We start from the raw sequence: 26,599 nt of genomic DNA, 5'->3' as shown, positions 1-26,599 counted from the left end.
TTATTTCTAGCGGTTCTTAGTGTACCATTTTAACTATCGGCAAAATTAAGGTTTTTCCATCTAAACCTAATTTATTTTGTTTTTTCTTTATTTTTGAAGTTTTAGCGACAACTACTTCTATCGATGAATCATATAAATCATCAACAATATGTAGTGAAGAAGAAACATTGGTTGCCATAACACGTGCAATTTCTTTTGAAGTCGAAGCTATATTTTCATCCGCTATACTTTTAGTACAGTTATCTTTAATTAACACTAGATTTCCTCCTCGTAAACTGAGTTGACATTTTTCATTTTCAAAAACAATTTTAGCAATAATTTAAAAAATCTTAAGCAAAAAACAAGAAAGGTTAGTAATTTTAATATGATATAGCGTATAATAATGGACGGGGAAACCTTAGCCATATCGGAAGTTGCTCATCTGTCACATGTTAATGCCTTACTAAAATAAAAGTTTAGGTACACATTGTAAATTCGCTTATATATAGGGATATCTAACGGGGCTTTCGCCTAATAAAATGACAAAGGAAATGGGGTGATGGGACATGGTTAAAACAGATTTACGTGTTCTCAAAACGCAAATGGCACTTGAAAATGCTTTTTTAGAATTACTTTCTGAAAAAACATTAGAAAAAATTTCACTTAAGGAATTAGTTGATCATGCGGTTGTGGGTAAAGGAACCTTCTATTTACACTATAAAGATTTAAACACTTTTAGCGAAAAAATTGTGACTAAATCTTTGCAAGAGTATCGTGACAGTCTTCGCCTCAAGTTGACTAGTTACCAAAAAGGAAAAAGTCTTCTAGAACTTGTCCTACCTTTAGAACAAAAATATCAAATTTTATTGGCAATTCCTGGATACAAAAGTAAATTTACACTAACTTTACGACAAATTTTATTGGAGCATTTCGTAGAAGCTGATTTCCTTTTGGGGATTGATTTATTTGTAGAAAATATAGCAGGAATTTTAGCTTTACTTAGAAGTGGTAACCTTCCAAGTGATTTAGAACAAATTCAAGAAAGCCTAACTAACTATGACCATTTTCTACACAAATATTTATTTTAATGAAAATTAAAAAGTCTCACCAAATAAATTTCGTAATTTGGTGGGACTTTTTAAATGTTAACGTAAGTAGGTTAACATTTCACTTTGGGCCTTTATCGCATCATCAAAACCAACATGGTAGAGTTCACTTATTCTTTCGGGATTTCTTTCTAAGCGTCCCACTTTGACTTCTTCTTGAGGAGCAATGCAATAAACCTCTCCTAACTCTTCAAGACCATCTAAGATATTTAGAGAACGATTATAAACTTGAGGTCGTGTAATAGCTGCTTTCGCAAAGTCAGGGTATTCCTTGAATTCGTGCAGGTAAAGCTCCTTCATAACACGAGAAGTGGGCTTTTTGCGGTAAGAACGTTCTTGGGTGCGTACGACGACAATTTTATTGAAGCCTAGTTTTTGAGCTAAGTCATAGGGAATTGAATCAGAGAAGCCACCATCCATGCAGAGACCTTGAGAAGTTTGGTAGGGCTTGGCAATGAATGGTAAGGTAGCTGACGCACAGAGAGCATCTTCTAGTTCTTGACCTATAGGCTTTTCGAAATAAACCATTTTGCCATCATTAAGTCGAGTGGCAACAGGAATAAAATTAGTTTCTGAACGTAAATACGCCCGTTCATCGAAATTATGCCATTCAAAACCATGATCTGCAAAAAGAAACTCTAAATTAAAGAAATTTTCTTTTCTTAAGAGACGACTAAAAGAAATATAGTCCTTATCCTTGCTATAACGACGGTTGATTTCAAAGGTTCGACGGAATTGCTTGGAAACAAAATTAACGCCAGCCAAAGCTCCGGCTGAAACTCCGATAACACACTTAAATTGAATATCATTAGCAATGAACGCATCTAAAACACCGGCAGTGTAATTGCCACGCATGCCACCGCCTTCAAGTACTAGTGCAGCATTATAATACATAAAAATTCTCCTCTCTGCTGTATATTATACTCCGGCTTTTCTACTTAAGTAACAATAAGTTTAATTTTATGAATGATAAAAAAATGGAGGCCGGAGAAAATAGCTTGTATGTAAAGACAAATAGGACTAAAATATAAAAGGAAGAAAGTTTTGGTATTATTTTGAGGGGAGGCGGATTATGGCATTATCGATGTCTTATATGGTATCAAATATTTTTTGTTATTTGATAATTTTAATTTTAGTTGCTAATTATCGTTTTAATAATCGGCAAAGCTATGTTGATGACTTTACAGTGATGGCTATTTGGGTAGGCAATATTTACCTAGTAAGTAGTGTCGCCCGCCTATGTACACGTGGTCTATGGCCCTTGGGTAATATTGTAGAGTGGTCTTATTTTACAAATTCGCTGACCTTTATTGTGGGAATTTTAGCTTCTTATTATTGGAATCGTTATTTTACAACAGTCATGGGAAATACGAGTTTTGATAGTCTGTGGATTTTTATGAGCATGATGTCAATTGAGGCTTTTCTCTTATTTTTAAACTATCAAACACAATGGTTTTTTAGAATTGATAGTAATGGTTTTTTAATTAATGAAAACTTCTTTCTATTGCTAGTTATTGCACCGGCAGCTTACCTTTTTTATGGGATGTTCTTTATCATAAAGAACATCTACATATATCGGACCTACTTGTATCGAACAAATTTTAGAGGCTACCTTTATTATCCCATTCCTGTTTTGCTAGGGTTATTATTATCGATTTTTGATAATATTTATGCAGTCCTCGCACCTAGTGTAACAATTGGGGTGGTAGCAATTTCAATTGATGCTTTTAATAAGCTAATTTCAGAGGATACTTTGACAAAATTAAATAATCGTGCACACTTTGAACGCGAAATTGAAGATTTTTTTACTGATAGTACATTTTATGAATCTTATCTTTATATTGTTGATATTGATGACTTTAAAAATATTAATGATACCTATGGACATATTTCTGGGGATGCGGCTTTGATGACAGTAGCGAATGCCTTAAAATTATCAGTACCGCAAGAGGTTGAAAAATTAACCATTGCCCGCTATGCAGGGGATGAATTTGTGGTTGCGGCGGTTTTTAAAAATCAAAATGATGCTAAAGTTTTTAAGAACAAGATTAATCACAATATCGATCAATTAAGTCAAAAAGAAGATTTCCCTTTTGATTTAAATTTATCAATTGGCTTAGCTCATCGTGAGAAAGGTATGAAATACCGTACTCTGTTTGAAACTGCTGATACTGACTTATATCGGGTTAAGATTGCTAAAAAAGTAGGCCGACAAAAGCCTCGTGAATACGTACCAGGGTTCTAAAAAAGCATTTCCACCCGGAAATGCTTTTTGTATTATACAAACCACAATTTGAAATCATCAAGACGTTGCTTATCCATCCAAAGAGAGAAAGTATGTATACCTGATTTCTTAAGATCAAAGTTCTTGAGAGTCACGGTCATGTTAAGGTTTCCCTTCTTGGAAGCGTCACTTCTTAGCATGTCAACAGGTAATTCTTCCGTGTAAACAACTTCATTATCAATCCGTACTTCTAAAACATGACTAGTATTGGTATCCAAACCGGCTAAAGAAACCAAAGCATCCATAGTGTATTTTGTAGGGAAAGGGAGGCCTTCGATTGTAGCTGTAGCGTTAAAGTTGTAGTTATTAATTTCATCTGTTTGTTTTTCAACATCAGGTGCAACCCAAATATTTCCAAATAATTCCATCAAATAAAAATCCTTTCAAAATAAAAATCATTGGGAGTTTAAAAGAAATAGTTTTCTTTATTCATATTTTCCCCTAATAAATATCCTCTCTTATTATAACCATCTTGACGGGTAAATATAAATAGCTTTTCTAAAAAAAATATAAATATTTGATTGCATCCGATATTTTTTAAACGTTTAATGAGATTAAAATTAAGATAGGAAAAGAGGCTTTAGGATGAAGTTTGCAAGTCATGTGCATTATAGTTTTAATTTAGGTCGCGAAATACATTACAATGTTTATGGTCATACGGGCAAACCAGTTTTGGTTTTTCCGACCTCTGATGGAATGGCAAATGAATTTGCTGACAATAACATGATTGCGGCTTGTCGATTTTATTGATCGTGGTAAACTTCAATTTTATACAGTTAATTCTAATAACTATGAAGCTTTTCTTTAAAGCTCACCAAATTCCTGTGGTTGACGGTTATCGAGTCCAAACTGATGCAGAAATTCAAGCGGCCTTCGTCAAATTAGGTTTTCCTTTAATTGCCAAACCAGATAATGGAGTAGGAGCTAGTGATACTCACAAGATTGTTGATAAAGAGAGTTTAGATAACTTCATTGCTAATCGTCATCACGGTACTGCTTACTTTATGGAAAGTTTCATTTATGGTAACATTGTCACTTTTGATGGTTTAACCGATCAAGATGGAAAAGTCGTCTTCTATTCTTCGATGTCTTACAGCGAACCGGCTTTAGAAACGCTAGAAGGACACCATGAAATGTACTTCTACGAAGATCGTAAAGTGGCGCCTGACGTGAGAAAGTATGGTTTAAAGGCTGTGAAGGCGTTTGAAATTAAGGAAAGATTTTTCCATATTGAGTTTTTCCGCTTAGCGGATGGGACCCTATATGATTTGGAAGTTAACTGTCGGCCGGCAGGAGGTTCGTCCATTGATTTAATGAACTACGGTCATGAAATTAATTTGTTTGAAGCTTATGCGCAGATAGTAACACAAAATCATTTTACCCAAGAAATTAAAAATAATTACTACAGTACTTATTTCTCACGTTTCAATGGGCATGAGTATGCGCATAGTTTGGAAGATCCAGACTAAATATGGTCAGTATCTTAAAGAAATTCAGCACATCCCAGATGCTTTTTCCGATGTTATGGGAAATATCGGCTTAATTTTTAATACTGAAGCCCAAGAAACCATTGCCGAAATTAGCCGTTATGTGGATGAATTAAAATAGGAAAATGGCTGCGCTAGTATTGTCGCAGTTTTTTCTTACAAAAATTATTTAAAAGGTGTTGTCAGTTTGAAAGAAAATGTTATTAAGCAAGTGCCAGTTCAGGAAAGAATATATGGCCTTGATATAATAAGAATTTTGTCGAGGTATTTTGTTAAATGGAGGTATTTTGGAGGCCCAGGCGTTCACACAGTTAAATACTCAGCTAGTCGCCTGTTTGTATTTCTTAGGTGTTGTAGCGGTCAATCTATTTGCCTTGCTTTCGGGGTATTTAGGCATTAATAGTTGTTTTAAGCGCCGACGTATTATAGAACTATGGTTGCAAGTGCTCTTTTACTCTTGGTTATGTTTGTGGGGGATGATTATAAGTCAGCGTGATTTAGGCTTAATGGAAATAGTTAAGGCACTTTTTCCGACCGTCTTTCAGCAACACTGGTATTTTAATGCTTATTTAGGAGTTTGTTTTTTAGCACCCTTATTAAAACCAGGACTCAAACAATTATCCCAAAAGCTAGCTTTTTGAAAATTATTTTGGCTGGCCTCTTTTTATTTAGTGTCTTAGGTTCTATTCCAGGTAGTGATCGCTATGGGTTAGCGGGAGGCTACTCTATTTTATGGCTTTTGATGATGTATCTTGTAGGGGCATATCTTAAATTACATGGTTATCCCCACCTAAAAAACGTGGTATATCTAGGCATTTACTTTTTGGCTAGTCTAGCTAATTTATTGATTAGTGATAGTTTAAGTTGGGTGAAGGTCCGTTTCTTACACGGGGATGATAAATTGTTTTTAGGAGTGGTAATTGCTTATACTAATCCTTTATTGGTTTTAGAAGCAGTGTGCCTCTTTATTTGGCTACTTCGCTTTCCAATTAAAAGTTTATGGTTACAAAAAAGTTTATTAAGTCTTAGTCCTTTGTCCTTTGGCGCCTATCTTTTACAAACCAACCCTTTCGTCTACACCATCATCACGGGAGCTTATACACGGTTAAGTATTATGAAGCCATGGTGGCTGGTTTTAGCGGTTTTAGGATTGGCAATTTTGTGGCTATTAGCCGGTTGTTTACTAGATTATGTGCGGAACCTAATATTTAGGAAATTAAAGACGCAAGGGATGTTTAATCACAAAGTCATTAAAAGCATCCTGACAGAGCCAAGCCGCACTTGAAAAGACCCCTAAATTTCCAAAAATATCTGGATAATCTGACCCCATAAAAGCGGTAATCAAGCCCCTAAAAAAAAACCAGCTAAAAGGGTATTTTGACAATTAGAGCGAGTGCGATAGGTTTGGTCAATAAAGGGTTAAACCGTATTAACAACCCAATCACTGTAGGCAAAGCCATGGCCACCGAGATTTTTAAAATGGTGGTCATTGATAGGCCAAGGTGTGTATTCATCGAGACGGTTGGCTTCGGCATTGTCAATCCCGACTACAATGACTTGTGGTAAGTTGGGAGGCTGTTTGATGAGTGGAATAATTTTCCAAGAATACCCCGCAAAAGCTTCCTTACTATAGAAAACATTTTGTCCGTCGTGCATATATAGTACGGGATAGTTTTTGTCGGGATGTTCGTAGTAATTAGCTGGCAACAAGACCCGAACTCGACGTTTACTTTGATAATAAGGTACCTCGAGCCAATGTTGTTCTAAATATAAGTAGTTATCAGCCATGAATTTTCACCTCACGAAAGTGGTATTTCTTGTAGAATAACTAATTTCACATTCTAAAGCAAGCATGCTACAATGAAGTGAACATGAATGAGAGGAGTCAAAATGGTAAAGACAAAAGAAAATCGGTATATCCCAAAGAATAAACAAAATGGTCAAGTCAAAGGCCATAAGAAAATTTGGGTCGAAAACGTTAAATATTTGACCAAGGCAGAATATCAAGAATTAATCGCAGCAATGCGACAATATTCACGACCACATTTGGTCAAAAGAAATGTTTTGCTTACAGCGATTGCTTTAAATAATGGTTTACGTGCCTCTGACGTCGTAACATTACGGGTTGGGCATGTCTTGAATAAAACGCGGGTCAAAATTATTGAACAAAAAACTGGCAAAACTAAACAACTTTTCTGGAATAATTGCCAGACTGAAATTCAAGATTACTTACAAAGCTATGACTATCAAGATGAAAATGATTTTCTCTTTCCAGGCAATCAAAACGGGCATTATTCAGTCCATGGTTTTTATCAAATGGTGGTGCGAATTGCGCGGAAAACAGGTAATGAACAGTTGGCGGCTAAAATTGGTACCCACTCATTTCGCAAAACTTTTGGACGACAACTATATCAAAATGGGACGGATGTTGAGATTATTTCTCAATTATTTAACCATTCTTCCCAAAGAGTTACCCGTCACTATTTGGGGATCGAACAAGAAGATTTGGATAAAGTCGTGGAAAACTTTAATTTCAATCTCTAAAAAAGGTAACTGTACCTAATAACAGTTACCTTTTTTGATCTATTCATTTTCTTTACCTAGGGAATTACGGATGGCTTGGGCAAATTCTTTATTGCCGGAGAAAACCATATGATCACCTAGCATGATGCGGGTATTTCCATGAGGGGCAATCGCCTTATGGTTACGAAAAATTCGACTAATGGTGATTTTATCAACCAATGGTAAGTTTCGGATTTCCAAGCCATCAAAATTAGCATTTTGAATTGTAACTTCGTAAAGTCGAGCATCGCTACTGGTTAACATTTCCAACATAGATGGTGATTCAACCATAGCCCGCATAGAGGAAACTCCTAAATCAAAAGTTGTAAAGAATTCAACACCTGCTTCTTGAAGATGGCTTTCATGATCTTGGTCAATTTCAGGATTAACGTTATCAAAACGCATAATTACTCGTTTAATCCCATATTCTTTAGCACGAAGAGCCAAGTTATAGTTGACCTCAGGATTAGCTGAGTAACCAAGAACCAAGATGTCTGTATCCAAGACATCGTTTTTAATTAAGTAGTCCGCGTCTACGGAGTCAATAGCATGTACATTGGCTTCAGAATTAAAGGTTTTAAAACTTTTTTGCACGTCGGTATAAAGGTTAACTTCATAAAGTGAGTCATCTAGTTGCTGAGCAGTTGAAACCGTCAGTAAGTTAACTCCGATAAAGTGAACCTGAGTTTTCTTTGGATTTTCCTTAGATACTCGGAAAATTCGCCCAAAGAGTACAGGTCCAACCAAATAAGTTAAAATAGCGGCTACGGTAAAGGCACCAGCTTGTTGTTCGGTTACAACTTCTAAGCCTTTAGCGATAGTCAAGGCTGCTAAAATTAAGGCTAAAGTGGTTGAAGATAAAAAACTTGCTGCCAAGGAATTACCACTCGAAAAGCGCAACTTTAAACCTAGAAAGGCTGGTAATTTAGCCAAAACAAAAGCTAAAAGAATTAACGGAATCAAGATGACAGTTTTTTTGGAGGCTAACAAACCTGGCAAATTCAAGCCCACCCCTGTCATAATGAAGAAAAATGGAACGAAGAAACCATATCCAATGGCATCAAGTCGTCGTTCGGTATCTTCAGCAGGCTGTAGCAGTTTGAAAACAATTCCGGCGATGAAGGCACCGAGAATATTTTGGGCACCAACATGTTCAGCAACCCACACAAGTGCCAGTAAAATAAAAAAAGCTAATCGTACGTCGACTTGTGTGGTGGCCTTATTGATACGTTCAAAAAAATCGAAGAAAGTTCGGAAGTTTCGAAACATAAAGGCTGCGGTGATTACTAAAATAGCAATTAACCATAAACTCCCCCCTTTTCCCGCAATCAGTGAAGAATAAACCGTCAGGGCAATCATTGGTACAACTTGTCCTAAAATTGCGACTAGCAGAACGGTTTGGCCGAAAGGGCGGTTTAAGACTTCATTTTCTTTTAAAACCGAAACAACGATTGCCAAGGAAATTGTCATAAACATAATCGTGGCTAAAGCGATATTGTCAAAAAGTCTAAGATAGTAGAAGCTTAGTGAAACAAGGAAAGCTCCTAAAATCACAAGGCCATAGGTTATGAGGGCTACAAAAAGAGGTGTTATCACTTTCTCCTCATTGGCTTTTTGCTTAGCTTCAAGGGGGGAGAGATTCGTACTGTTTTTAGCGAATAAACTGAAGTCAATTTCCATCCCACTTAAAAACATGACCACCAGTAAACCAAAGGTTGAGAAGTTGCTTAATAAGTCGCTAGTATGGACAATATTAAGGGCACTTTGACCTAAGAGAATCCCAATGACAACTTCACCAACGGAAGCAGGATGGCACTGATTTTAAAACGAGTTAAAATCATGGGGACTGCGAAAGCCGCGAGCGCAACAATCACAAAGGATAAAGAAACCATAATCATATTCCCTTCTATAAATAATATATAATTGTCCTTTATTATAACGCTAAGAGAAGGTAGATTTCATGAGAATATTTTAATGAAAAGCAAGATGGTAGAACTTATGAAAAGTAAAGGTTGTGCTATACTTATAGGTAAAGAAAGGGTGATTACAATTCAAGGAAGACGAACCCATCAGGCTGAGCCCACTACTCTTAAAGAGAAATTTCAACAGTCTGGTTTTAAAATTTTAAAATTCGTTCTCATTATTGGGCGCAATCTTGCATTGCTAGCAAGTCTCATGTTGGCTGTGTGGATTCTAATTTTTTCATACAAGAATTTTGGAGACTGGCAAGTCGTAATTTTTGGCCTAGTGATTGTGGCTTTAGCAGAAGCTGGAATTTTTGCGATTAAATATTTTAAAGAATAAAAACAAGTAGGTGAAAAAGTGAAACTTATATCTTGGAACATTGATTCCATTAACGCAGCTTTAACGAGTGACTCTGCGCGAGCGCAAATGAGTCGCCAAGTGTTAAAAACTATTCAAACTGAAGACCCTGACATCTTAGCCATTCAAGAAACTAAATTATCGGCCAAAGGTCCTACGAAAAAACATCTGACAATCTTAAGGGAATACTTTCCTGATTATGAAGTTGTGTGGCGTTCTTCAATTGAACCGGCACGTAAAGGGTATGCGGGTACGATGTATCTTTACCGTAAAAAATTAATGCCCGTAGTTACTTATCCGGAAATTGGGGCTCCCGATACTATGGATCAAGAGGGTCGAATTATTACCTTAGAATTTGAGAATTACTATGTAACCCAAGTTTATACTCCAAATGCTGGTAGTGAGCTAAAACGTCTAGCTTCAAGACAAGTTTGGGATGAAAAGTACCGCCAATACTTAGTTGATTTAGCAAGTCGTAAGCCAGTTTTAGCGAGTGGAGACTTCAACGTCGCGCACCAAGAAATTGATTTAGCTCACCCTGCTAGTAATCATCATTCTGCCGGTTTCACTGATGAAGAACGGTCGGGCTTTACCAATCTATTAGCGGCTGGTTTTAGCGATAGTTTCCGAGCTTTGCATCCTGATACTAAGAATGTTTACTCTTGGTGGGCTCAAAGAGCTAAAACTAGTAAAATTAATAATTCTGGTTGGCGGATTGATTATTGGCTAGTTAGTGACAACATTTTAGATAAAGTTACTGCTTCGGTTATGCTCGATTCTGGTGACCGTCAAGATCATACACCTATTAAACTTGAAATTAATCTGTAGTCACTAGCAAAAAAGGCTAGAAATTTTAAGAGTTATCAATAATAAAAACCTTAAGAAATAGGCGTCTTTGAAAACGGAATTTCTTAAGGTTTTTAAGTTATGAGGCTTTTGAGTTTAGGATAATAATTGAGCTAAAACAGCCTTCTTTTGCTGAGAGATTAAGTTAACTCGATTTTCAATCACATTGATATCCATGGTGATTTCCCTTCCCAAACCTGGTTGATTTTGCTTAGGTAAGAAGAACTCCTTGAATTCTTGGAGTCGAGTTTTAGTCGCTAAAATATTAGCAGTGACGGTCAGATAAGAAGTGAAAGACATGTCTCCTCCAACGGTAGCCTCTAGCCAAGTCCAATCATCACGAATCCAGTTCCAAGCGAGGTTTTGACCCTGACCATTAGCGAGAAGGCCAGAGTACCAAGCTCGTAAATCTTGTGGCTTAATTAAGCTAGCATCTTTAAAAGCGCCAACAAGCTTCTTCAAGAATTTTTGATCATCGCTACCACATAGAGCGGCGCGTAAGTCAACCTTTAGGGAAGGATCGCTAGTAGTTTGATAGGTCTCAAAGAAGTTATCTAAAAGTTTTTTCGTCCCAAAGTTTTGTACCTCATTACTCAAAATCAAGCCCCGAATGTCGGATGGTAAGGCTAAAAGATTATCCCGGCTGATAAAGATTTGGTGTAATTGATCAATGATTTCTTCATTGTGACCGTAAAGTGCAGCCTTGAGTACGATAGGGCGACTAAGTAAATCGTCGTTACTTTCACTAATTTGTTTGGTTAAACCAAGACGTTGAGCGTTTTTAGCTGATAAGCGTTTGTAGAAGGATTTGAGGGCAGTCTCTTCAGTACTTTGTGGTGTGACAAATTGTTTCAAATCATGGGCTACTTCATAAACCTTGGCTGTGACCATAGCTGAGTGGCTATCTGCTAAAATTTCGAGTAAGTCAATTATATCCGCGTAAGAAGCTACCATTCCTTTAGCTAAGAGTTGGTAGTCTTGAAGAATTTGTCTCTGGCTAATGGCATCTAAGTCAGCCAAATGAGACTTGAGATCTTTCCACAGGGTAGTGTCGTATTGTACGATAAAATGACTGTTAGCTCCTAAATTGAAGCGTAATGGTTGCCCTACGGCTTGCCGTAAGGTTTGGTAATCACCTAAATCAAGTTGGGCTTGATCCATTAGTTTTGGAGTTGCAAAATTAGCATGGAGTGGTAAAGGCCAAATATTTTTACTTTCTGGATGTTGCCCCACAAAAAATTGACTTTGTGCTAAGATAAGGCGCCCGTTCTGAACGCTCGCTTTTAAGACCGGGTAACCAGGCTCTTGTAGCCACGCGTGCATAATTTTTTTGATCTCCATGTTGGAAGCATCTTCTAGAGCTTGCCAGAGGTCGTCGCCAACCGAATTAGCATATTGATGTTGGGCAAAGTAATTTTTCAAGCCCGTCCGTAAAGCATCATCTCCGATTAAATCGCGTACCATTACTAAGAGGCGAGAACCTTTGGCATAAACAATCGCGCTATCAAAGATAGAATCAATTTCAGCTGGGTCCTCAACTTCAACATGGACAGCTTGGACTCCGGCAGTTGCATCTCGGTTAAGAGCAACAGAAACTTCGGATTGTTGGAACATTTCCCAGATATGCCAGTCTGGTTGGAGAGCATCTAAGGCCACGTATTCCATCATGTTGGCAAAGCTTTCGTTAAGCCATAAATCATCCCACCAATTCATGGTGACTAAATCCCCAAACCATTGATGTGCTAATTCGTGGGCAATCACAGATGCTACTACTTGTTTGGTTGAAAGCGGGGTGTTATCAGGGTCAAGAGTTAAGTAAGCTTCACGGTAAGTGACCAAGCCCCAATTTTCCATGGCTCCAGCTGAGAAGTCAGGTAAAGCCAATTGCCAACTATGAGGAAGCGGGTATGGAGTTTGGTAGTAGTCTTCAAAGAACTCGATAGAACGGGTGGCAATATCCAAGGCAAACTCTAATTCTTTAGCCTGGTGAGCTTGGTAGCGAAGACACCGATTTTTACACCACTTTTAGTTTCAGCATATTTTGCCTGTAATTCTCCAAAAGCAAAGGCTACGAGATAGGTAGACATCTTAACTGTTGGTAAGAAGTAGTGCACTCCATCTTGACAGGCTTTTTCAGGCATATTAGCCAAAACTGTTTCACCAGGCATCTCATCAAATTTCAAGGCCAACTCAAAAGTAGCTTTAGCCGCTGGTTCATCTATACAAGGAAAGGCTTGACGAGCAAAGGTAGTTTCAAATTGAGTTCCGATAATTTGCCTATTTTTACCGTTAAGCTGGTAATAAGAAGGATAGATTCCCATCATTGTATCAGTTAATTGAGTTTGGTAGGTAATTTCAAGCTCAATTTCACCAGTCTGTGGTATCTGAAAGCTAAAAGTTTCATTTTCATCGTCAACCTTAAATTTCAAAGCTTGTCCTTGATAATTCACAGTTTTAATGGTGAGAAATTTTTGGTGTAAGTAAATCTTATCATTTTTAGCTATCCCTTTGATGGTGGTTTTACCTTGGATTAGTTTTGCTGAGCGATTAATATCAAGGTAGAGCTGGTAGTTAATTGGTGTAAAGTTTTCTAAAAGACGTTTTGGCACAGTCAAGGTTAGACCTTCTTTCATTTTTTCTAAGCAAATTATAACATTATTGTGCGTTTTGTGCAGTTAAATTAATACTGTTGTAAGGACGACTGTAAAATGAGTTGAATGGTAAATCTAAAAAGGCTAGCTCATCAATGGTCATGTGTTTTTGAAGAGCTAAGGAGAAGAGATAATCGAAGTAGGTAACATTTTGGTTGCCAGCTAATTGTGCTCCTAAAAGGCGACGAGTGGCTTGGTCATAAACTAAGCGCATCTTTACTTTAAAGTTACTTTTCATAAAATCTAATTCTTGTAAGCCGTCATAGTCACTAACTTGCGCTTGAAATCCAGCTGCTTTAGCAGTTTCCAAAGTTAAACCACACGCAGCTAGGTTAGTGTCATAAAGTTGTAAGGAATTTGCCCCCTGAGAACCTGGAGAGACGGGACTACCCCCAGCTAAACCATGACCAGCTAAAATACCTTCTCGTATAGCATGAGAAGCGAGAGCAATGTACACGGGTTTATCTAAGACGTTATGGTGGCTAGTTGCACAATCCCCAGCTGCAAAGACATCCTTGTGACTACTTTCTTGATGCTCGTTAACCAAAATAGCACCATTGGCTAGCATATCTAGTTTTCCCCGCACTAAATTAGTGTTTGGTCTAAAACCGATAGCATTAACTACTAAATCCACGGTATACTTTTTGCCATCTTGGGTAACAACTTCCTTAACCCAGCCGTTTTGACCGTTAAAGGCGGTAATTTCAGTTTGATAGTGGCGTTCAATTCCTGCTTGCTTCATTTTATTGTCGATAATTTGAGCAAATTCGGGATCGAAGTAATTACTTAAACAAGTAGCATTTTTGTCAAATAAGAGAACTTTTTTACCCCGTTTTTGTAAGGCTTCGGCTAGTTCAACACCAATATAACCCGCTCCGATTACAGCCACTGTCTTTTTACTTTCGTCCGCTAATTTTTCATCTAAATTTTGCACTTCATGGGCAAATTTAATATAAGATATACCTCGCAATTCTAAACCAGAAACTTGTGGTGCAATTGGTAACGATCCGGTTGCAAGGAGTAATTTATCATAATTTAAGTGACTATTTTCCCCAGTAGCTAAGTCCTTAGTTGTGACAATTTTTTGCTCTAAATTTAAGTCAATGACTTGTGTACGCAAGTGAATATCAACGCCTAATTTTTTGAAATCATCAGCGCTTGTATAGAAAAGACTATTAAAGTCACTAAGATATTTTTGTAGCCATAAAACCGTCCCACATCCGAGATAACTGATATTATCATTTTGGTCAATTATGGTAATTTCATGGCCAGGATAACGACTTAGTAGCGTGTTGGCAGCAGCAATTCCTGTATGATTGGCACCAACAATCAAGATTTTTGACATATTTAATTCCCCCATAATTTTATAAGATATACATGTTGATTCTAACACATATAGGACGTAGACACATGTCAAAATTATACAGCAAATTATCAAAATTGATATAAAAAAATCTCAAGTGTAAGAACTTGAGATTAATCATTTCTAGTAATGGCGTTCGGCAACGTCAGCCCAGTATTTATTCATGTAGGCCTCCTGTAATTTACGTAGGGTTGCTTCGTCTTTACCTCCGACAGATTTGCCATTAATTTCGGTCGTTCGGATTCCAAAACAGATAGAAGAAGAAACAATGACTTCGTCAGCATTCCACACATCATCTAAAGTATAAGCTTCTTCCCGAGTTGGAATACCATTTTCTTCCGCTAATTCCAAAAGATGCTTGAGGGTAATTCCAGGTAAGATTAAGTTATCACGTGGAGAAGACCAAAGTACCCCATCTTTGATAATTAAAAGATTACTGTGGGCGCATTCGGTAACCCGTTCGCCACGATGAAAGACCACTTCATCACAACCTGCTTCAGTTGCTCTTTGGTTGGCAATCACAGAAGGAATAAGGTTTAAAGTCTTGATATTACAGTGTAAGAATCGGGTATCTTCAAGGGTAATCAATTTGAAATTTGTCTTTTGGTCAACCAATTCAGCTGGAACAGAAAAAATCATTAAGTTAGCCTTGGCATTTTTAGGGAAAACGTGGTTTCTGACACCTGTTCCACGTGAAGTTTGCCAGTAAACCATCCCGTGGTCTTCTTCATTGGCATCAACGACAGCTTGGATTTCTTTTTTCAATTCTTGGCGACTTAAAGGAAAGTCAATCTCTAAAAGACGGCAAGAATTATAGAAACGATCTAGGTGTTCTTCAAACGCAAAAATATTATTATTATAGTAGGTAGTCGCATCATAGCAGCCATCCCCGAAGTAAGCTGCTCGATCCGTGATGGGCATTTGAATTTCTTCTAAGGGCCCTATTTTACCATTGTAGTAACCAACTTTTTTCATCGTAAAAAAACCTCCACTTTATCTAATTATCATTATTTTCTATTTTTAGTTTAATTTTGTCAATAATTTTTTGATGGATTACCGAATATAAAATAGCTTTGTGCTATAATTTTAGTTAAATATGCAATAGGGGTTGAAAACCACATGTTGATAAATATATTGTTAATAATTTGGCATCTAAACTTGTTAGCAGCTATTGTGACGGTTTTTCGGGAAAAAAGGGAAATCTCAGCTACCTGGGCTTGGTTGTTGGTGCTGGTGGTATTACCAGTTTTTGGTTTTATTTTGTATGCCTTTGCCGGACGTAAAATGTCGAGTGAAGAAATTTTTGAAATTAAAAAGCAAGAAAAACTAACTTTAGAAGCCGCAATCGCTCGTCAAAAAGATGAGTGGGATGCTCGTGAGCTGACCAATGATACGGATATTACAGCTAGTGGACGTGGTTTAGTGCATTTTTTCTTAGAGTCAAATGGTTCTGTCCTGACCAAAAATAATCACGTTACGATTTTTACAGATGGGGAAGAAAAATTTGCCACTTTATTCGAAGATATTCGGCAAGCGCAAGAAACTATCAATGTTGAATATTATTCATTTTACTCTGATAACTTAGGCCTGCAACTTTTAAAAGAATTGACAAACGCTCAAAAACGTGGGGTTAAAGTACGGATTTTATATGACTTGTTTGGTTCCCACGGAACGAATTATAAAACCTTCAAGGAATTTGAAAAAGTAGGCGGACAAGCGCAAGCCTTTGTTTCGACACCTAAGTCGCGTCGTTGGACGTCAGTACCACGTTTAAATTACCATGATCACCGTAAACTAGTGATTATTGATGGAAAACTTGGTTATATTGGAGGGTTTAACGTTGCTGATCAATATATTAGTAAGAATGAAAAATTTGGTTACTGGCGTGATACACACTTGCGTATTATTGGTGAATCCGTAGCTGCTATGCAATTAAGATTTGCCATGGACTGGAATACGTCTTGTCGGCGGACTCGTAAAGAAAAGTTACCTTTCACTGAAGAGTATTTTAAATTCGACAAAATTCCTTCTGAAGGTGATACTGCTATTCAAATTGTATCCTCAGGTCCTGATAATGAACATGTGTCCATTAAGCGGGGGTATCAAAAATTGATTTCTTCAGCCGAAGATTATCTCTATATTCAAAGTCCATACTTAATTCCAGATGCTGCGGTTCTTGAAGCTTTGGTTATTGCCGCTCAATCAGGCGTTGATGTGCGGATTATGATTCCTTGTATGCCAGACCACGCGTTTGTTTATCGAGCAACAGAATATTATGCTCACTATCTTTTAGAAAACGGTGTGCGAATTTATCGTTATGATAAAGGTTTCTTACATGCTAAAACTATGGTATCTGATGATCATATTTCTTCAGTCGGATCGGCTAACATGGATTATCGCAGTTTCTTCTTGAACTTCGAAGTTAATGCCTTTATGTATAATGACCACAAGGCCAAGCAATTAAAGAAAATTTTTGAAGCTGATATTGAAGAAGCGACGGAATTAGATTTAGCATACTTTCAATCACAGTCCCTATGGCGCAAGTTTAAACAAGATTTTTCTCGTCTTCTATCAGCTACACTTTAAGAACAGTTTAAAGCTGTTCTTTTTTTATTTCTTAGAAAACGCCACCATGATATACTAAATTTAGTAGTAAAGACAAGGTTTTGGAATAAGGGGGCGTTGCAAATGAAACGGTATGTTTTTAGTTTAGTTATTGCTATGACGGTATTATTATCTTGTGTTGTAAAAGTTAAGGCTTCGCAAAACTACTCTAACCAAGATTTCAATAGCATTCAAATTGAGGCCGACATGGCTAAAGTTACTGTCAAAACAGGAGATAAGTATCAAGTTAAGTATCGAGGAAAACAGAAATTCACACCACAAGTCAGCCAATTTAATAAACGTTTGATAATTAAACAAGAAGTGCGGGATAGTCGTCAGGACCAGAATAATCAGATTATAGTTATTGTCCCAACAAAGACTCCATTGACTAAGTTAGACGTGGAAGCAGACGTTGGAGATATTTTAGTGCAGGGATTATCACTTTCAAAGCACTCTGAATTGAGCACAGAAGCCGGGAATATTACCGTTAAAAAGTTGCGAGTTAAGCGGGGTCTTGAACTTCAAGCTGATACAGGGAATATTCGAAGCCTCCACACTACGTTTAGTGGTTACCATTTGGAGGCCGAGACGGGAACGGTCAGTCTAAATAATCAAGATAAGGGAGGGACCTACCGTAAAAAACAGCACAGTAACAATGTTTTAGAGGCTGAAACAGAAGCAGGTAACATCGAAATAACCAAGTAAGTAAAAAGTCCAGCTAGAATTTGACTAGCTGGACTTTCTTATTTTTCGGCTAATTCTAAGGCCTTTTTGATAATTGGCCAAGTCGGTGTAGATTTCCGAATTTTGGCTAAAAGGGCAGGGTTTTCTTTTTGGGCCAGTTGAACAAAACCAAACATTTGTTCTTGCATGAATTCTCGGGCATATTTTTCTAAAGTTGCCGGGTCATCCATGTTAGGAAATTCTTTTTCAATATCAACCATCTTAAATTCTCCTTCTTTTCTATTTTAACCATTATTGTAGCAAAGTTTTTAGTGTACGCCAATAAGCGTATTTGGTGTGTTAAGAAAATTATTTTAAGAAAAATACAGACAATCATTCTAAAATATGGTAGAATTTAGCATGTGATTAGATAAAAAACGAATTATAATCATCTATAACGATTTAATAAGTCGGCTTTTATCTGATGACAATTAAATATCCGGGAAAAATTCCCAAAATACAAAGTTTATATAATTTCCTGATTGGAGGAAAGTCTCTACTCGGAGCCGTAACTTCGAACTATAAGCGACTGGAGGCATACTTTGTGTAGTGTGCCTTTTTCTGTTAGGAATTGGAAAGGATTTTTTATTTATGGAAAACCTCAAAGATAGAATCAAACAAGATGGTCAGGTCTTACCGGGCAATGTTTTGAAGGTGAACTCTTTTTTAAATCACCAAATCGATTCTGATTTAATGTATGAAATTGGTCAAGAATTTGCCAAACGTTTTGACAACGAAAAGATTACCCGTATTTTAACGGTTGAATCTTCAGGAATTGCCCCGGCTTTAATGGTGGGATTAGCCTTGCATGTGCCTGTTGTCTTTGCACGCAAGCAAAAAAGTGCGATTTTAAATGGTGAGGTCTACAGTTCCAAGGTCTATTCATACACTAAACAGGTTGAAAATATTGTGGGTATTGATAAAAAGTTCTTACAAGCAGATGATCAAGTCCTAATCATCGATGATTTCATGGCTAATGGTGAAGCGGTTAAGGGGCTGGTTGAAATTGCCAACCAGGCTCAAGCCAAAGTTGTAGGTGTTGGGATTGTGATTGAAAAAGCCTTTCAAAATGGGGGCCAAGCACTTCGCCAAGCGGGCTTAAGAGTTGAATCGTTGGCTCAAATTGCCTCATTTACTGATAACCAAGTCCACTTTCTAGGAGAAGAATAAATAATGGAAAACAAGTTAAGTCATAAAAAAGCTGCTATTTTAGGAATTCAACATTTATTGGCTATGTATTCTGGAGCCGTTACCGTACCTTTATTGATTGGAACGGCCCTAAATTTTTCTGAAGATCAAATGACCTACCTGATTTCGATTGATATTTTCATGTGTGGATTGGCTACTTTCTTACAATTATTACGTAATCGTTACTTTGGAATTGGTTTACCGGTTATATTGGGTTGTGCCATCCAAGCTGTTGAACCTTTAAAGATGATTGGAAGAAATTTCTCAATTGCTACCATGTACGGTGCAATTATTGTAGCGGGAATTTTCACTATGTTAGTTGCTGGTCAATTCGCCCGTATTCGCAAACTTTTCCCACCAGTAGTAACAGGAACTTTAATCACTGTCATTGGTTTGACCTTGATTCCCATTGCGATTGTCGACATTGGGGGTGGGGCTGCTACCGCTAAAGACTTTGGAAACTTACCTAACCTAGGAATAGGTTTTCTTACAGTGGCAATTATCCTGGTTTGTCAAATTTGGGGTAAGGGGTTCATACGCTCAATCGCTGTTTTAATTGGTTTAGTACTAGGTTCAACCATTGCTTGGGCATTTGGAATGGTTTCCTTAAATCCGGTGATGAGTGCTGACTGGGTTCATATGCCACGTCCATTTTATTTTGGTTTGCCACAATTTGAATGGTCCTCATCTTTAACTATGATTATCATTTCCTTAGTTTCTATGGTGGAATCCACGGGGGTTTATTTTGCCTTAGGTTCCATTTTAAATAAGGAATTATCCACGGAGGATTTGAAGAAAGGGTATCGGGCTGAGGGATTAGCTGCAGTTTTGGGGAATTTTCAATACTTTTCCATATACAACCTTCTCACAAAATGTTGGGTTATTAGAGCTTTCAGGAATTAAGACCAAGACCCCAATTTACTGGTCAGCAGCCTTTATGATGATTTTAGGACTTTTCCCCAAGGCTGGGGCCTTAGCAACCATCATCCCCACTCCAGTCCTAGGGGGAGCCATGGTCTTTATGTTTTCCATGATTTCCGTCCAGGGTATCCGTATGTTAATAAAAATTGATTTTACCAATGAAAAAAATCTGATTATTATGGCGGTTTCTATGGGTCTAGGACTTGGGGTCTCAGTTTACTCCAATATCTTCCAATTCCTCCCTCAAGCCTTACAATTACTACTTGCAAACGGAATTGTAATTGCTTCTATTTCAGCCGTACTATTGAACTTAATCCTCAATGGATTACATCAAGAAAATTAAATTTATAGCACTGAAAATTGGGCCTTTTTTTAGGCCATTTTTAAGAAAAACCCACAAAAAAACCCACATTTACTTTTTGTAAGTTAGTTTGACATGAAAGTAGAAAACTTATCAGCAGTTTTATGTTGTCGTGATTCAGTAATATGAGTATAGATATCTAAAGTTGTTTGTGAATTCGCGTGGCCAAACCGGGCTTGAACTTCTTTGACATCAACGCCAGTCTCAAAAAGCAATGTAGCATGAGTGTGTCGAAAACCATGTGGAGTAATCTTTTTCATATTAAAATTTTTCAGCAAAACTGATAACCACTTAGCTGGAGCAGAGACTGCATAAAGTGAATTGGTCTCTGGGTTTGAAAAGACTAATTGGTCCAAAGTCATGGTAGGGTGGCCGATTGCAGCTAAAATTTTATTTTGATATAATCTCCATTTGGACAAGGTCTGCATCGTTTCTTTATCCAAATAGACAGTTCTTATCGAAGAAGATGTCTTAGGGGATGAAGAAACGATGTTTTTTGTGTTATGGCTCCCCGATAAATTGTTTTGTTTATTTGGATTGAGCTGTTATCAAAATAAATATCTTGCCAGTTAAGTGACAAAGCTTCGCTAACTCGCATTCCTGAAAAAGCTAATAACCTAAAGAGAGTATATTTTTGTTCCGCATGCGATTTTACTTGTAGTCGAGTTAAGAAATCATTTAATTCTTGCTTAGTGAAGAAGTTGTCTTTCTTATCTATTTTCTTAATAACTCCCTCAGAAACCCGTTTGGGGAAAACGACTTTATCAAATGGGTTGTTTGATATGAAATCCATTCTGTAAGCGTACTTCAAAGGTAATTTTAAACTAACCAAGTAGCTGTCGAATTGACGATATTTCGCACCAAGCTTATTTGCAATGTATTCAACGTAGCGGGTGTGATTTTAGCCAACTGTCGGTTACCGATGTCTGTTTACAAATATTTCTTGTAGCAATATTCACGATATTCGGCAGTACTTACATTCTTTCGGTATTCTTTAGCCACATTTGAAATAAAGCATCAAAGGTTTTGGAAATGCCGTCAGTCTTGTTAAGTAAACCTGCATCAAACCTAGATTTTAGTGAATTCAATGCTAATTGAGCTTATTTCTTAGTCTTAAAACCTCGTCGGGTGGTTTCGATTCTTTTGCCGGTAACTTTATCTGTTCCGAGATACACTTTAAATTTGTATCTCTCTCCATATTTTGTTGTGTATTTTTCAAATGTCGCCATGAGCATTCCTCTTTTCTATGAGATAAGTCTATTTTCGAGGAGAAATTATAATTGGCGGAATATTTATCTAAGCGTACTATCTTTATCGATTATAATGAAAGTCGTTTCGTTCCTGACTACAAGAAATATAAAGACTACTACCAAGGAAAATATGTCACTATTATCCAAGCACTCGCCAAACCTAATGGCAAGCCGGATAATCGAGTAATCCTCAATTTTGCTAAAAAGTTAGTGGACACCTTCAACGGTTTCCTCACAGGTAACCCGGTTAAAATTACTCTGGAGGAAGACGTGGCAAATAGGGGGTTATCCGAGTTTAACCGTCGAAAAAATGTTCCAGAAGCAGTCGCGGAAGTATCTAAACAAGCGGATATTTACGGGAAATCATACTTTTTTGTGTTTTCAGACGAAAAGGGGGAAATTTATCTAACATCAACCACTCCTGATGAAGCTTTTGTGATTTACGACGATACTGTTTTGCACCGCCACTTTATGGTGTAAGATACTGCAATCAAGGGAGTTTCGGTGTTGGTTACAATGTAGAACTTTTTTTCAACGGAAAAAACATGGAACCTAAACACTTCAAATTCCGGTGGTGGATTAGGTGAAGGTCAAACCAACGAGTTTAAAGCCATCCCAATTATTGAGGCACCAGAAAACTCTGAACGAGTTGGTGTAATTGAAAATGTATTAAGTATCGTTAACGAGTTAAACAAAGCTATTAGTGAGAAGTCTAATGATGTGGATTACTTTGGGGGTGCATATATGAAAGTCCTAGGCACGATCTTAGAACAAGAAGACTTAAACGCACTAAGAGACACTCGCATTATTAACCTTAAATCTTCAATGGACGAGGATGAACCTGTAGAAACCTTAGATGTTGACTTTTTATCAAAGCCAGACGCAGACACAACGCAAGAAAACCTCATTAACAGGCTGTTAGACGCGTTATATCAAACTAGTATGATTGTTAACCTTAATGATAAAGATTTCGGGAATGCCAGTGGAGTTGCCTTGGAAATGAAATTTAAACCAGTGCTTAACCTGGATACCAGCAAGGCGCGGAAGTTTACCAAGTCACTCCGAGAGCTTTACCGGGTTCTTTTTAAAACCATGCTTATTAAAGGGGTTGACCCGGAAGCGTGGGATGATATAGACGTAAGTTTCCATTACGATCTACCACATAACATCAAAGACGCACAAACCTTATCGGAGCTTGTATCGCGTAAGACATGGCTTAAAGCTTTATCTATCGTTAATGATGTTCAAGCAGAGTCTGAAGCGATTGACAAGGAGCAACAAGACCAATTAGCGACTAACATGCAAGTTATCGCTGACAATAGGGGGCTAACTGATGGTATCTAGAACGGGACAATGTAACCGACAAACAGTAAAGAACGAGTTCAATTTAAAAATGCCAACCTTGAACGCTACAACGAATTAATCTGCAGGAATTAAAAAATATGATTAACGATTTGAAAAAAACTACTGAACGTCTATCAAAATAGAAAATGACGTAGTAGAACAAGAAAAGCGTGTTATTAGACTGGAGAAACACATACAATGACTAACTTGAAGGTCCGGATCAAGAATCTGATTTTTGTCGTGCAATTAATTCTATCGATTTTAACGCCAATCCTAGGATACGCCACTAGTGCGCAAGAACTTGCAAGCTGGCAAACGTTAGGAACGGTCCTGATGGAAGCAATCGGTACCCCTTACGTTTTATCGCTAGTCACCGTAAGCTTATGAAACTCTCTTAACGACCCAACTCAAAAGGACTTGGCAACACCTTGAATTTATGACAAAACAAAGGGAGGAAAACGCTGATGACACGAGAATTTATTGTAGATTTGGCAAGTTACTAAGTAGATTTAACCGTTGTGAACTACAAGTCACTTGGAGCATTGTTAAAGTGACGGAGGGGACTGATTAATCCTGTGATTCCGCAGTTTAACCTTGAAGCGATTAAACGTACTTGGTACGTTCAAATATTCTTGATAGCAGGAATGTTTGAATGTATAATGGTTTCGTGTCCTAAATTGGGCACACTACTCCGGAGTAGTGATGCTGATAATTTGGCACGACAAATTATCGGTTTCACCGGTGATTAGGAGGTGGAATTGTGCACAGCACATTGAACGATGTGTTATGTGCCTACGCACCAGTAGTTCTTGTAGTTGCTAAAACTATTAAGACAGTGGTGGAATTCTACTTTTCTAAGAAAAAGTAGTTTTGTAGGCTCATAAATTAGATTCTTTAACAAGGCGAGTCGTGCCTCGCGTACATATTTGGACTTGATTTTTTTAACAATATATTGTAAGATACAGTTGTTAAAGAATTGAATTTTGAGCCTAAACTATTTCAGTGCATAGTCTATGTTCGTTTGGTCGTTGTCTTCACAACGACTTTTATATAATTACCCACTTCCTTATTTAGGAGGTGGTTTTTTTGGGTTAATTGCAGAATCCTGTGGTCAACCCTTAAATGACAATTTTTGGTTCTTTACGGGATGCTGTGGATTCCTTAGATTGATTAAAGTTAAACCTAGCGATTCGTAAAAAAACTAAAAAGCCTGATCCTGGTAGAATACCTGGAATCAAGCAACAGAAAAACTTTATTTTTTTATTTGACAGTTCTCAGTTCAGCTTGCCTTAGTTATATTACATAGTTTGATTTAAAATAAAGGCGTCATGTAAGGCATTGACGGCCTTGGCAAATTGACTACCAGTAACTAGTGCCCAAATCGTTGAGAAACCATCTGAAGTTTGGAGGATATCAATATCCTTTTGGGATAAAGCGGTAACTAAGGTTGCAACCACCCCTGGAGTATCCATCATCCCAGAACCGACGATTGAAACTTTGGCACAATCGTCAGTAAAGCTAAAGTCAACTTCATGAGCTGTAAACAAAGACTTCGCACGTTCACTAGCTTTACCAGTTAAATTAAAGACAACTGCCTCGCTATTAATGTTAATGAAGTCGACACTAATATCATGGTCGGCAAGTAGTGAGAGCACTTTATCACTATGTTCAGTTGGTACTCTAAATTGGGTCAAGCCGAGTTGGTGGGTAACACCAATTACGGGATGTTTGATACCGTTTTGGGAGATTACCGTACCCAATTTATCGACGTCATCCCAAGTTGAACGGATACGCATTGGGATGTGAGCTTGTTGGGCGACTTCCACAGCGCGGGGATGAATAACCTTAGCCCCTTCATGCGCCATGTTAGCTACTTCATCATAAGAAATTTCATTTAAGAAGCGGGCGTGCTTGATAACGCGCGGGTCGCCAGTCATCATCCCAGAAACATCAGTGAAGATGTCACAATATTTAGCCCGTAAGGCGGCCGCCAATAGGGCAGCTGAAGTATCAGAACCACCACGTCCAAGGGTCGTAATTCTTCCTTCTTGAGATAAGCCTTGAAAACCAGCAACGACGACGACATCGTTGTCTGCAAAGGCATCTAAGATAGACCTTGTATCAACATCTAGGACCTTGGCATTTTGATATTCATTATTAGTTTTAATCCCGGCATCAGGGCCAGTCATCCCAATGGCTTTGATATCATGTTGTTTTAAAAGTTCTGTGAAGACACCGGTTGAAAGAATTTCTCCGGTAGAAACCAGCATATCTAACTCACGTTCATCTAGAAGCGTGTCCTTGCCTCCAACTAAACTAAGTAGGGAGTCGGTAGCGTAAGGAGCTCCTTGGCGGCCAATTGCAGAAACAACCACGGCAACTTTAAAACCTTTAGACACAGCATCCTTTACGTGTCTTAAGGCATGTAGGCGGGCTTCATCGTCTTGAACGGAAGTCCCACCGAACTTTTTAACAATAATATCCATGCTCAACTCTCCTATCTAAATAATAATGCTTTTATTTAATAATTTTCTCACCAAATTCCATGTTTTGTCAATAACATTTTAATGTTAAACTTAATGAATTTTAGTTATTATCGGAAAAATTGATCAGGACGCTTATCTTAATTAAAAATAGTGAGGAATATTGTGTGCAACCAAATTTAATTTAAAAAATTGTATATTTAAAATGATGGGAGAATTGAGGGGGCTAAGATGCATAAAATTTATGTCTTAGATTGTAAATATCAAGCGTCGCCATTCTGAAATAATTATGATTGATGAAAAGTAGCAAACTATCCCATAAATAAAAGAAAATTAAGAAGCCAACTTGTGCTCTTGGTAAATTAGAAATACGTATTCAAGATAAGTTTTTGGACAATTTTGTAGGTTGTAGGAAATTGATGCCAGCTTATTTGATTTAAAATGACACGTCTAGTAAAAATCCTAATAATGAAAAATCCTAATAATGTTGCGCAAATAAAGAACGAAGAAATTCGTAAGCACCAATAAAAGGGACTATTTCAAGGCTTAAATATCTTTCTAAAAAATGTTAGTTTTTCGGAAAGATAGCGAAGAATTTTATTAAGGGCCCCTAGATTTTCACCATATAGTCCATATCTATTAATGTGCTAAATTCTTGCTTTTATCAGTAAGTCTTTTTTGATTTTTCTACATACTTTGTCACAGATACTTTGCTTGCTTTGTCACAGATACTTTGCTTGCATTTTAGTTTGAAATTATTGCTGACTTACTACTCAGTACTAAAATCATTTAGCTATTGAGACAATAAAAAACGCTAAGCTTTGAACTTAGCGTGTCACTTGATTGGCTTTTCTAAAATCTGTTAGTAAATCCTTAATAATGGCTTGCTGTCTACTTGTCAAGCCTTTTAATGAAACGATTTCCAAGCGTTCACTATTATTTTGCAAAAACTTGTCAATCTGATCTTGACTATAAAACCGTCGATTATGTCCCGTTCTTTGCGCCACTAAGATTCCTTTAGCATCCCATCTTTGTAAGGTTTTAACACTGACATCTAAAATTTGACTAACTTCTTTGGGTTTTAACATGATTCACCTTTGTCTACATTTTTGTACATATATTATA

Annotated in this window: 27 protein-coding genes, 3 pseudogenes and 1 riboswitch; of the genes and pseudogenes, 16 read left to right on the top strand and 14 right to left on the bottom strand. The window is 37.3% G+C overall.

Annotated features, from left to right (window positions below):
- Positions 1-16: 16 nt before the first annotated feature.
- Entirely contained in the window at positions 17-256 is a 240-nt protein-coding gene (locus JCM10991_RS02985) for a hypothetical protein (protein ID WP_025020505.1), read from the bottom strand.
- A 289-nt stretch (positions 257-545) separates the two neighbouring features.
- Between JCM10991_RS02985 and JCM10991_RS14315 the strand changes: the two genes are divergently transcribed.
- Complete coding sequence (locus JCM10991_RS14315) at positions 546-1,067, top strand: TetR/AcrR family transcriptional regulator (RefSeq protein ID WP_025020504.1); 522 nt, start codon at positions 546-548, stop codon at positions 1,065-1,067.
- A gap of 57 nt (positions 1,068-1,124) precedes the next feature.
- Here JCM10991_RS14315 and JCM10991_RS02975 read toward each other — a convergent pair whose 3' ends face one another.
- Positions 1,125-1,979 carry a patatin-like phospholipase family protein gene (locus JCM10991_RS02975; RefSeq protein ID WP_025020503.1) on the bottom strand — a complete coding sequence of 285 codons (855 nt, stop codon included), beginning with the start codon at positions 1,977-1,979 and terminating at the stop codon, positions 1,125-1,127.
- Positions 1,980-2,157: 178 nt separating this feature from the next.
- On the opposite strand from JCM10991_RS02975, the gene JCM10991_RS02970 reads away from it, so the two are divergent.
- Positions 2,158-3,330, top strand: a complete 1,173-nt coding sequence (locus JCM10991_RS02970) for a GGDEF domain-containing protein (RefSeq protein ID WP_025020502.1) — start codon at positions 2,158-2,160, stop codon at positions 3,328-3,330.
- Positions 3,331-3,362: 32 nt separating this feature from the next.
- Here the strand turns inward: JCM10991_RS02970 and JCM10991_RS02965 are convergent, their stop codons facing one another.
- Positions 3,363-3,740 (bottom strand): hypothetical protein, encoded by a 378-nt coding sequence (locus JCM10991_RS02965; protein WP_156409498.1) that lies wholly within the window; start codon positions 3,738-3,740, stop codon positions 3,363-3,365.
- 214 nt (positions 3,741-3,954) lie between these two features.
- Between JCM10991_RS02965 and JCM10991_RS15090 the strand changes: the two genes are divergently transcribed.
- From JCM10991_RS15090 to JCM10991_RS02945, 5 genes are all read left to right on the top strand, one after another.
- Positions 3,955-4,119: a hypothetical protein gene (locus JCM10991_RS15090; protein ID WP_155889560.1), complete on the top strand. Its 165-nt coding sequence runs from the start codon at positions 3,955-3,957 to the stop codon at positions 4,117-4,119.
- Positions 4,120-4,160: 41 nt separating this feature from the next.
- Entirely contained in the window at positions 4,161-4,838 is a 678-nt protein-coding gene (locus tag JCM10991_RS12405; protein WP_056986681.1) for an ATP-grasp domain-containing protein, read from the top strand.
- Positions 4,810-4,977, top strand: a complete 168-nt coding sequence (locus JCM10991_RS15085; RefSeq protein ID WP_155889559.1) for a hypothetical protein — start codon at positions 4,810-4,812, stop codon at positions 4,975-4,977. Before JCM10991_RS12405 ends, JCM10991_RS15085 begins: the two co-directional genes overlap by 29 nt.
- A 148-nt stretch (positions 4,978-5,125) precedes the next feature.
- Positions 5,126-5,497: an acyltransferase family protein gene (locus JCM10991_RS02950; protein WP_155889558.1), complete on the top strand. Its 372-nt coding sequence runs from the start codon at positions 5,126-5,128 to the stop codon at positions 5,495-5,497.
- Between the two features lie 8 nt (positions 5,498-5,505).
- Positions 5,506-6,141, top strand: coding sequence for a hypothetical protein (locus JCM10991_RS02945; RefSeq protein ID WP_162149485.1), 636 nt, complete (start codon positions 5,506-5,508; stop codon positions 6,139-6,141).
- Positions 6,142-6,275: 134 nt separating this feature from the next.
- On the opposite strand, the gene JCM10991_RS14800 is transcribed toward JCM10991_RS02945, so the two are convergent.
- Positions 6,276-6,644 carry an alpha/beta hydrolase-fold protein gene (locus tag JCM10991_RS14800; RefSeq protein ID WP_051527940.1) on the bottom strand — a complete coding sequence of 123 codons (369 nt, stop codon included), beginning with the start codon at positions 6,642-6,644 and terminating at the stop codon, positions 6,276-6,278.
- Between the two features lie 102 nt (positions 6,645-6,746).
- On the opposite strand from JCM10991_RS14800, the gene JCM10991_RS02935 reads away from it, so the two are divergent.
- Positions 6,747-7,400 (top strand): site-specific integrase, encoded by a 654-nt coding sequence (locus tag JCM10991_RS02935; RefSeq protein WP_023860303.1) that lies wholly within the window; start codon positions 6,747-6,749, stop codon positions 7,398-7,400.
- Positions 7,401-7,439: 39 nt separating this feature from the next.
- On the opposite strand, the gene JCM10991_RS12395 is transcribed toward JCM10991_RS02935, so the two are convergent.
- Entirely contained in the window at positions 7,440-9,170 is a 1,731-nt protein-coding gene (locus tag JCM10991_RS12395; RefSeq protein WP_369384694.1) for a monovalent cation:proton antiporter family protein, read from the bottom strand.
- Between the two features lie 222 nt (positions 9,171-9,392).
- Between JCM10991_RS12395 and JCM10991_RS02925 the strand changes: the two genes are divergently transcribed.
- A complete protein-coding gene (locus tag JCM10991_RS02925; RefSeq protein WP_025020499.1) occupies positions 9,393-9,722 on the top strand; it encodes a hypothetical protein in 330 nt (109 codons plus the stop codon).
- Between the two features lie 18 nt (positions 9,723-9,740).
- On the top strand, positions 9,741-10,568 hold the full coding sequence (locus tag JCM10991_RS02920) for an exodeoxyribonuclease III (protein WP_025020498.1): 828 nt from the start codon (positions 9,741-9,743) through the stop codon (positions 10,566-10,568).
- A 114-nt stretch (positions 10,569-10,682) separates the two neighbouring features.
- Here the strand turns inward: JCM10991_RS02920 and JCM10991_RS12390 are convergent.
- The 3 genes and pseudogenes from JCM10991_RS12390 to JCM10991_RS02905 all read right to left on the bottom strand — a co-directional run bounded on the left by JCM10991_RS12390 (position 10,683) and on the right by JCM10991_RS02905 (position 15,575).
- Positions 10,683-13,201, bottom strand: a pseudogene (locus tag JCM10991_RS12390) (M1 family metallopeptidase).
- 40 nt (positions 13,202-13,241) lie between these two features.
- The gene (locus JCM10991_RS02910) at positions 13,242-14,582 is read right to left on the bottom strand and encodes an FAD-dependent oxidoreductase (RefSeq protein WP_025020497.1); all 1,341 of its coding nucleotides are present in this window, start codon (positions 14,580-14,582) and stop codon (positions 13,242-13,244) included.
- A 141-nt stretch (positions 14,583-14,723) separates the two neighbouring features.
- Complete coding sequence (locus JCM10991_RS02905) at positions 14,724-15,575, bottom strand: aminotransferase class IV (RefSeq protein WP_025020496.1); 852 nt, start codon at positions 15,573-15,575, stop codon at positions 14,724-14,726.
- Between the two features lie 144 nt (positions 15,576-15,719).
- Between JCM10991_RS02905 and cls the strand changes: the two genes are divergently transcribed.
- The gene (gene cls / locus JCM10991_RS02900) at positions 15,720-17,186 is read left to right on the top strand and encodes a cardiolipin synthase (RefSeq protein ID WP_035187869.1); all 1,467 of its coding nucleotides are present in this window, start codon (positions 15,720-15,722) and stop codon (positions 17,184-17,186) included.
- Between the two features lie 102 nt (positions 17,187-17,288).
- Positions 17,289-17,909, top strand: a complete 621-nt coding sequence (locus JCM10991_RS02895; protein WP_025020494.1) for a DUF4097 family beta strand repeat-containing protein — start codon at positions 17,289-17,291, stop codon at positions 17,907-17,909.
- Between the two features lie 38 nt (positions 17,910-17,947).
- On the opposite strand, the gene JCM10991_RS02890 is transcribed toward JCM10991_RS02895, so the two are convergent.
- Positions 17,948-18,148, bottom strand: coding sequence for a hypothetical protein (locus JCM10991_RS02890; RefSeq protein ID WP_023860312.1), 201 nt, complete (start codon positions 18,146-18,148; stop codon positions 17,948-17,950).
- A 225-nt stretch (positions 18,149-18,373) separates the two neighbouring features.
- Positions 18,374-18,469, top strand: a riboswitch (purine riboswitch).
- Between the two features lie 49 nt (positions 18,470-18,518).
- On the opposite strand from JCM10991_RS02890, the gene JCM10991_RS02885 reads away from it, so the two are divergent.
- Together JCM10991_RS02885 and JCM10991_RS12385 are read left to right on the top strand one after the other, a co-directional pair.
- A complete protein-coding gene (locus tag JCM10991_RS02885) occupies positions 18,519-19,097 on the top strand; it encodes a xanthine phosphoribosyltransferase (RefSeq protein WP_025020493.1) in 579 nt (192 codons plus the stop codon).
- A 3-nt stretch (positions 19,098-19,100) separates the two neighbouring features.
- Positions 19,101-20,379 (top strand): annotated as a pseudogene (locus tag JCM10991_RS12385) (nucleobase:cation symporter-2 family protein).
- A gap of 83 nt (positions 20,380-20,462) precedes the next feature.
- On the opposite strand, the gene JCM10991_RS16035 reads toward JCM10991_RS12385, so the two are convergent.
- The 3 genes from JCM10991_RS16035 to JCM10991_RS14795 form a co-directional block, all read right to left on the bottom strand.
- Complete coding sequence (locus JCM10991_RS16035; RefSeq protein WP_369384692.1) at positions 20,463-20,816, bottom strand: tyrosine-type recombinase/integrase; 354 nt, start codon at positions 20,814-20,816, stop codon at positions 20,463-20,465.
- Positions 20,817-20,851: 35 nt separating this feature from the next.
- Positions 20,852-21,190, bottom strand: a complete 339-nt coding sequence (locus JCM10991_RS16030; protein ID WP_025020491.1) for a tyrosine-type recombinase/integrase — start codon at positions 21,188-21,190, stop codon at positions 20,852-20,854.
- A gap of 307 nt (positions 21,191-21,497) precedes the next feature.
- A complete protein-coding gene (locus JCM10991_RS14795; RefSeq protein ID WP_155889556.1) occupies positions 21,498-21,626 on the bottom strand; it encodes an Arm DNA-binding domain-containing protein in 129 nt (42 codons plus the stop codon).
- Between the two features lie 51 nt (positions 21,627-21,677).
- Between JCM10991_RS14795 and JCM10991_RS15635 the strand changes: the two are divergent.
- Both JCM10991_RS15635 and JCM10991_RS12370 read left to right on the top strand, forming a co-directional pair.
- Positions 21,678-22,991, top strand: a pseudogene (locus tag JCM10991_RS15635) (phage portal protein).
- A gap of 198 nt (positions 22,992-23,189) precedes the next feature.
- Positions 23,190-23,378 carry a phage holin gene (locus JCM10991_RS12370; RefSeq protein ID WP_081781928.1) on the top strand — a complete coding sequence of 63 codons (189 nt, stop codon included), beginning with the start codon at positions 23,190-23,192 and terminating at the stop codon, positions 23,376-23,378.
- 911 nt (positions 23,379-24,289) lie between these two features.
- Here JCM10991_RS12370 and dapG read toward each other — a convergent pair.
- Positions 24,290-25,477 carry an aspartate kinase gene (gene dapG / locus JCM10991_RS02840; protein WP_025020490.1) on the bottom strand — a complete coding sequence of 396 codons (1,188 nt, stop codon included), beginning with the start codon at positions 25,475-25,477 and terminating at the stop codon, positions 24,290-24,292.
- 824 nt (positions 25,478-26,301) lie between these two features.
- Positions 26,302-26,562, bottom strand: coding sequence for a MerR family transcriptional regulator (locus JCM10991_RS02835; protein WP_023859949.1), 261 nt, complete (start codon positions 26,560-26,562; stop codon positions 26,302-26,304).
- Positions 26,563-26,599 lie beyond the last annotated feature (37 nt).

This window comes from Ligilactobacillus equi DSM 15833 = JCM 10991, from assembly GCF_000615765.1.
Classification (GTDB): domain Bacteria; phylum Bacillota; class Bacilli; order Lactobacillales; family Lactobacillaceae; genus Ligilactobacillus; species Ligilactobacillus equi.
Note: the sequence above shows the minus strand (reverse complement) of the source record. Positions and strands in the feature narration are given on the sequence as shown.